This is a genomic window from Arthrobacter sp. OV608, from assembly GCA_900110595.1.
Classification (GTDB): domain Bacteria; phylum Actinomycetota; class Actinomycetes; order Actinomycetales; family Micrococcaceae; genus Arthrobacter.
The window spans coordinates 88,480-95,642 of sequence record FOEZ01000015.1 but is presented as its reverse complement, the minus strand read 5'-3'; the positions used below and the strand labels follow the sequence as shown (position 1 = coordinate 95,642).

Annotated in this window: 7 protein-coding genes; 6 read left to right on the top strand and 1 reads right to left on the bottom strand. The window is 67.3% G+C overall.

What is annotated here, in order from left to right; genetic code table 11:
- Positions 1-100 precede the first annotated feature (100 nt).
- Positions 101-1,342 carry a hypothetical protein gene (locus BMX78_RS22845; protein WP_286139107.1) on the bottom strand — a complete coding sequence of 414 codons (1,242 nt, stop codon included), beginning with the start codon at positions 1,340-1,342 and terminating at the stop codon, positions 101-103.
- On the opposite strand from BMX78_RS22845, the gene BMX78_RS17520 reads away from it, so the two are divergent.
- Genes BMX78_RS17520 through recN form a run of 6 tightly spaced genes read left to right on the top strand, consistent with a single transcriptional unit; the run spans position 1,295 to position 7,104 of the window.
- Entirely contained in the window at positions 1,295-2,218 is a 924-nt protein-coding gene (locus tag BMX78_RS17520) for a tetratricopeptide repeat protein (protein ID WP_286139106.1), read from the top strand. The genes BMX78_RS22845 and BMX78_RS17520 overlap by 48 nt on opposite strands.
- A gap of 5 nt (positions 2,219-2,223) precedes the next feature.
- Positions 2,224-3,213: an HAD-IIA family hydrolase gene (locus BMX78_RS17515; RefSeq protein ID WP_091422081.1), complete on the top strand. Its 990-nt coding sequence runs from the start codon at positions 2,224-2,226 to the stop codon at positions 3,211-3,213.
- Between the two features lie 9 nt (positions 3,214-3,222).
- On the top strand, positions 3,223-3,507 hold the full coding sequence (locus BMX78_RS17510; protein ID WP_211482589.1) for a hypothetical protein: 285 nt from the start codon (positions 3,223-3,225) through the stop codon (positions 3,505-3,507).
- Positions 3,507-4,322 (top strand): TlyA family RNA methyltransferase, encoded by an 816-nt coding sequence (locus BMX78_RS17505; protein ID WP_091422079.1) that lies wholly within the window; start codon positions 3,507-3,509, stop codon positions 4,320-4,322. Before BMX78_RS17510 ends, BMX78_RS17505 begins: the two co-directional genes overlap by 1 nt.
- 13 nt (positions 4,323-4,335) lie before the next feature.
- On the top strand, positions 4,336-5,361 hold the full coding sequence (locus tag BMX78_RS17500) for an NAD kinase (RefSeq protein ID WP_091422076.1): 1,026 nt from the start codon (positions 4,336-4,338) through the stop codon (positions 5,359-5,361).
- A gap of 3 nt (positions 5,362-5,364) precedes the next feature.
- The gene (recN, locus tag BMX78_RS17495) at positions 5,365-7,104 is read left to right on the top strand and encodes a DNA repair protein RecN (RefSeq protein WP_091422073.1); all 1,740 of its coding nucleotides are present in this window, start codon (positions 5,365-5,367) and stop codon (positions 7,102-7,104) included.
- The last annotated feature ends 59 nt before the right edge of the window (positions 7,105-7,163 follow it).

Here is a 7,163-nt window from a genome sequence, read left to right as displayed (position 1 = left end):
CGACGTTCCCACACTGTCCTGCCCCTATCAGCGGTCTCCCCGGCACCTACCAGCCCCAGGTGACAACACTCTCAGGATCATCATCAACAGAGCGTCCGAATCATGCCCAGGGACCAGCAGGCCAGCACACCCACATCCTGCAACAGGAAAGGGCTACGAAAAAGGTAACGAGCGTCCTGGGAAGTGTGAAGATGGCCACGATGCTGTTGCCTGGCTGCTGCCCTGTCCTGCCCCGGGAAGCAACTCCACTAGAATTGATGAAGATGTACGGACTTCGAAGCGCTTGATTTCGGGTTGCGTAGGAAAACGAAACACGGATACGAGCGGCTGCAGTTGCGCCAGTGGTCGGCTCACAACAGGAGGAATCCACATGGCTGAGCACAACGGCGGCAACCGCGGCGGGAATGACCGCGGCGGGTTCCGCGGACACAACAACTCCGGCGGGGAACCCCGCGGATTCCGCTCCCGGCCCGGTCGGGACAACAACGATTCCTCCAACCGTGCAGCCGGCGGGGGAGAGCGAAAGCCTTTCGGCGACCGCGACAAGAAGCCTTTTGGTGATCGTCCGCGCCGCGATGGTGAAGGTGACCGCCGAGGCTTTGGTGGCGGTGAGCGCAAGCCCTTCGGCGACCGCGACAAGAAGCCTTTTGGGGATCGTCCGCGCCGTGAGGGCGAGGGTGACCGCCGTGGTTTCAGTGGTGGGGGTGAGCGTAAGCCGTTCGGTGACGGCGATCGTAAGCCTTATGGCGATCGGGAGAACCGTTCGTTTGGGGATCGTCCGCGGCGTGAGGGCGAGGGCGACCGCCGTGGTTTCAGTGGTGGCGAGCGAAAGCCGTTCGGTGACCGTGACCGCAAGCCCTTTGGTGACCGTGACCGGAAGCCTAACGGCGATCGGGAGAACCGTTCGTTTGGCGATCGTCCGCGCCGCGATGGTGAAGGTGAACGCCGCGGTTTCAGTGGAGGAGAGAACCGCAAGCCGTTTGGCGACCGGAGTGACCGTCCCAACCGCGGTGACCGTCAGGAAGAACGCCGCGCACCGCGCAGCTTTGACCGCGGTCCCAGTCGCGGAGAGAGCCGCGACGCCGGCCCCCGCCCTTTCGGCCGCGACCGGCAGGAAGAACGCCCCGCCCGCGTACCCAACGTGCGCGACCTCCGCAGCGCCAACCGCCCTGACCGGGAACGGTCCCCCCAGATCGACGACGATGTCACGGGCAAGGAACTTGACCGCGCCACCCAGCACCAGATCAAAACGCTTGAGGCCAACAGCGCCGAATGGGTCGCCCGCCACCTGGTGATGGCCGGCCGGCTGATCGACGACGAGCCGGAGCTGGCCTTCCAGCACGCCCTGGCCGCCAGCCGGCGCGGTGGCAGGCTGGCCGCTGTCCGCGAGGCGGTGGGCCTCACGGCCTACGCAGCGGGCCACTACGGCGAGGCACTTCGTGAATTCCGGACATACCGCCGGATCAGCGGCTCCAACGTGCACTTGCCCGTCATGGCCGACTGCGAACGTGGGCTTGGCCGCCCCGACCGTGCGCTCGATGTGGTCCGGTCCGACGAAGCCCAGGACCTGGACGCTCCCGGCAAGGTCGAGCTTGCCATTGTGGCCGCGGGTGCACGAACTGATCTTGGCCAGCTGGACGCCGCAGTGGCCGAGCTGGAGATCCCGCAACTGGACATCAACCGTGCCTTCTCCTACAGCCCCCGCCTCTTCCGCGCCTACGCCGATGCACTCGCTGCCGTGGGCCGGACCACCGAGGCCGAGAAGTGGCAGAAGCAGGCCGTAGTGGCTGAAAACGCGCTGGGCCTGGGCGTTGACGAGGAACCCGACATCATCGACCTTGGCTGGGACGAGGAAGAGGAAGCCCGCGAGGAAGCCGAGCGGCGACGCCTTTTGGACCGCGCGTCCAGCGCGTCCGGCGCCGCCGGCGCTTCCGGTGCAGCCACAACGCCATCCACCGGCGCTGATGCCCCCGCCACCAACGGCGCAGCCATCACCGGGGAAGCAGAAACGCCTGCCGCTGAAGAAGCCGTGGATACCAGCATCGATGACCAGGAAGCGGATTTCTTCGTTTCAGACGACGCCGAATCAGACCAGGACTCGGTGGAACCCGACGAGCTGGGCCACGGGGAGCCGGTCCACGACGAGCTGGGCAATGACGGAGAGGACCTGCCGGACGGCAACGCTCCGGAGGACCACCAGGATCGCCGGGAAGACTAAGACGGATGACTGAAGCAACCCTGATTTCCCGGTTCGATGCACTCCTGGCGGACCTGGACGGAGTGGTGTATGCGGGCCCGCACGCCATCCCCGGTGCTGTGGAATCACTCCTCCAGCTGGATGGCCTCGGCGTTGGCCTGGGATACGTAACCAACAACGCATCGCGCACCCCTGCGCAGGTGGCGGCCCACCTCCGTGAGCTCGGCGCACCGGCGGCTGATGACCAGGTGGTCAGCTCCTCACAGGCGGCCGCGGAGATGCTCGCCTCGGAGCTGCCCCCGGGTTCCCGGGTGCTTATCACCGGCAGCCCGGCACTGGCCCAGGAAATCGAACTCGTGGGCCTGGAGCCGGTGTACAGCCAGGACGAGAATCCAGTGGCGGTAGTCCAGGGCTTCAATCCGGCCATCGGCTGGAAGGAACTCGCTGAGGCCTCCTACGTCGTGGCAGCTGGAACAGTGTGGGTTGCCACCAACACGGACATGTCCATCCCGCAGGCCCGCGGCATCGCGCCCGGCAACGGAACGCTGGTGGCCGCAGTTACCGCCGCCACGGGCCAGACGCCCCGCGTGGCAGGAAAACCCGAAGCCCCGCTGTTCCACTCCGCCGCCAAGCGGCTTGGAGCAGAGCGCCCGCTGGTGGTGGGGGACCGGCTGGACACCGACATCCTGGGCGGCAACAATGCCGGCTTCGCCACCGTGGCTGTCCTGACCGGCGTCGACACCCGGAAAACAATCCTTGCTGCCCGCGCTGCCGAACGGCCCAACTACATCATCAATGACCTGACGGAGCTCTACAGCCCCTACCCCGAGGTGACGCACGACGACGGCACCTACACGTGCGGTGAAGCCACCGCACGCGTGGCCAACGGAGCGGTGGGCATCATTGGCAGCCAGGACAGCCTGGATTCCTGGCGGGCGGCCTGCGCAGCCTGGTGGGCGGCCACTCCGGACGCCACCACCGCACAGGAACCGAAACTGGCCTGGCTGGATCACTAGACTGGTTGGATGACTGAGCTGAGCCCCACTGACGAATCCGCAGCAGCCCAGCCCTCCCCGGACTGGCCGCTGGGCAGCCAAGCCGACGTGACGGACCCGCTCGTCAAGCAGGCCCTGGCACCCCTGGACGGATTGCCCGGGACTCCTGTAGCGGGGCACGAAGCGGTCTACAACGATCTCCATGACCAGCTGCGGACCGCCCTGGATACGGAGCCCACAAGTACGGACCCCGCCAGCTTGAAGCCCACAACCCCGGACCCGGCCAACAGCCACCCCTCGGACGGTGGCGCCTGATGCCGCTGCGGCTCGACCAGGCCCTGGTGGCCCGCGGCCTGGCCAGGTCCCGCACCCACGCGGCATCGCTGATCGCCGAAGGCAAAGTCAGCTCCGCCGGCCAGGTGCTGGGCAAGGCGTCACTCCAGGTCGCCGAGGACAAGGACCTGGTGGTCCAGCACGACGAGCAGGACACCTATGTGAGCCGGGCCGGGCACAAACTGGCCGGCGCCCTGGAAGCATTTCCCGAGGTGCAGGCCGCCGGGAAGAGGTGCCTTGACGCCGGAGCCTCCACCGGGGGCTTCACTGATGTCCTGCTGCGGCGAGGGGCCGCGCACGTGGTGGCGGTCGACGTCGGGCACGGCCAGCTGGTTCCCCAGCTGCGGGACGATCCCCGCGTGGAAGTCCACGAGGGACTTAACGTGCGCTATATGTCGCCCGGGGATATCGGCGGCCCTGCGGCGCTCACAGTGGCTGACCTTTCCTTTATTTCGCTGACCCTGGTAGTCCAGCCACTGGCGGGATGCACGGAACCCGGCGGTGACTTGGTGCTGATGGTGAAGCCCCAGTTCGAGATCGGCAAGGACCGGCTCGGACGTACCGGGGTGGTGACCTCCGAACGGGAGCGGCGGATGGCGGTGGAGAAAGTGGCCCGGGCAGCCCTCGACGCCGGCCTCGACCTGCGCGGCCTCGCGCAGAGCCCGCTGCCCGGCCAGGACGGAAACGTCGAATACTTCCTGTGGATAAAGCGCAGGATGAGCCAAGAGTTGCCTAAGATCGAAGAGCGAGACGCAGCCACCGCTGCCTTGCTCGGAACTATCTGGCACAACCACTAGAGAGCGGAACCTGATGAGCAGGCGCGTATTGGTCCTCGCCCACACCGGCCGCGAGGAATCACTGAAGGCCGCCTGGGAGGCCTGCGCCTTGCTGCACGCCTCCGGCATTGTCCCGGTGATGCAGGACTCCGAACTGGCGGACATGGAACGCTTCTTTGGTCACCTGGCCCAGCCCGTGGAAGTGCTCCATGACCACGTCCAATTGCCCGACGTCGAACTGGTGATGGTCCTGGGCGGTGACGGCACCATCCTCCGCGCGGCAGAGCTGGTCCGTGAAGTGGACGTGCCCCTGCTGGGCGTGAACCTGGGCCATGTGGGCTTCCTTGCCGAGAGCGAACGGGCAGACCTCGCCCAGACCGTTGAATGGATCGCCAGCCGCGAGTACACGGTGGAAGAGCGCATGACCATCGACGTCCAGGTCTGGGTCCGGGGACAGAAGATCTGGCACACCTGGGCGCTGAACGAGGCAGCGATCGAAAAGGCCAACCGGGAACGCATGCTCGAGGTGGTCACCGAGGTGGACCAGCGCCCGCTGACCACCTTCGGCTGCGACGGCATCGTGCTGGCCACCCCCACCGGCTCCACCGCCTACGCGTTTTCCGCCGGCGGACCGGTGGTCTGGCCGGAGGTGGAGGCCCTGGTCATCGTCCCCATCAGCGCCCATGCGCTCTTCGCCAAGCCGCTGGTAGTCTCCCCGCGCTCACGCCTTGCCGTGGAAGTCCTGGGCCGGACAGATGCCCAGGGAGTCCTCTGGTGTGACGGGCGGCGCTCGGTGGACCTGCCCCCTGGCGCCCGCGTGGAGGTTACCAAATCAGCCACCCCCGTCAGGTTGGCCCGTACCCATCAGACACCCTTCTCGGCCCGGCTGGTGCGCAAGTTCGAACTGCCCATCCACGGCTGGCGCGGCCCTGTCCCCAAGGCTGACGCAATCCATACCGGCCCCATTCCCATCGTCCGGACGCCCCGTCCAATGCCGCCGCTGCAGGTGCCGGGCAGCGGGCAGCCGGACATCGATCCCGATCCCTCAACCGCAAAGTGAACCATGCTTGAAGAACTGAGAATCCGCGATCTGGGCGTCATCACCGACGCAACATTGCCGCTGGGCCCCGGGCTGAGCGTGGTGACCGGCGAGACCGGCGCCGGCAAAACCATGGTGGTCACCGCCGTCGGCCTTCTCCTGGGCGCCCGCTCTGATGCCGGTGCCGTCCGGAGCGGCGCCAAGAGTGCAACTGCCGAGGCAGTGCTGAAGCTCGACGCCGGCCATCCAGCCATTCAGCGTGCCCTGGAGGCAGGTGCGGAGGCTGAAGAGTTCGACGGCGGCGCGGAGCTGATCCTTGCCCGCCGCCTGGGTGCGGACGGACGCAGCCGTGCGTTCCTGGGCGGCCGGGCCGCCCCTGTAGGTGTCCTCGCCGAGATCGGCGAAACCTTGGTGGTGGTGCACGGCCAGTCGGACCAGATCCGGCTCAAGGGTGCCCTGGCACAGCGGGGTGCGCTGGACAAGTTCGCAGGCGACGCCCTGGCGGGTCCGCTGTTCGCCTACCAGGAGCTGTACAACCACTGGAAGGCGAGCCAGGCCGAGCTGGACACCCTGCGCAGCGCTGCCCGGGACCGGCTCCGGGAAGCAGAATCCCTGGAGGCTGCCCTCGCGGAAATCGACGAGGTGGATCCGCAGCCGGGGGAGGACGAGCTCCTGAAGGCGGAGGCGGTAAAGCTGGCCAATGTGGAGGAGCTGCGGATTGCGGCGAGCACGGCCCACCAGGCGCTGATTGCGGAAGACTTCGGTGAAGCAGGTGACGCCACCACGCTGGTGGACGCCGCCAAGCGGACGCTGGAGCATGTGGCAGAGCATGACGCCGAACTCGGTTCCGCGGCAGCCCGGCTGGCCGAAGTGGGCTTCCTCCTGAACGATATCGCTACCGACCTCGCCAGCTACCAGGCCAGCCTGGACACGGAGGGGCCGGAACGCCTGGCCGAAATCGAGGAGCGGCGGGCCGTCCTTGCCAAGCTGATCCGCAAGTACGCCCCGTCCATCGACGAAGTGCTTGAGTGGGCGGAGAATGCCCGGGTGCGCTTCGATGAACTGCAGGACGATTCAACCCGGATCGAAACGCTGGACGCGGAGGTGGCAAAGGCGGAGGCGGACCTGCAGAAGAAGGCGTCTGCCATCAGCAAGATCAGGACCAAGGCCGCCAAGGACCTTTCGGCCCGCGTCAGTGCCGAGCTGAAGGCACTGGCCATGGCCGACGCCACCCTGGTGATCAACCTCGAGCCCACAGGCCAGCTGGGACCGCACGGCGCGGACGAGATCAGCTTCCTGCTCCAGCCGCACTCTGGCGCCCCGGCCCGGCCGCTGGGCAAAGGGGCGTCCGGCGGTGAACTCTCACGGGTCATGCTGGCCATCGAAGTGGTGCTGGCCGCCGTGGATCCCGTTCCCACCTTTGTCTTTGACGAAGTGGATGCGGGGGTTGGCGGCCGTGCCGCCGTCGAGATTGGCCGCCGCCTGGCCATGCTGGCCCGGCACGTGCAGGTGCTGGTGGTCACGCACTTGCCCCAGGTTGCAGCCTTCGCCGACCAGCACATCACCGTCACCAAAACGTCAGTCAGGGGCGCCGACGGCAAAACAGCCACCGGGTTCACCTCGAGTGATGTCCGCCTCCTCGACGGCCCTGAGCGCGTCCGCGAACTGGCCCGCATGCTGGCCGGCCAGGAGGACTCCGAGTCCGCGCAGGCGCACGCGCAGGAGCTGCTGGACGACGCGAAACTGCTGCCACAGCGGGCCTGACACGGCCCGCTGAGGCATCCGGACAACGGGCTGCCCCTTGCCTCCCGGACGGCCGGACC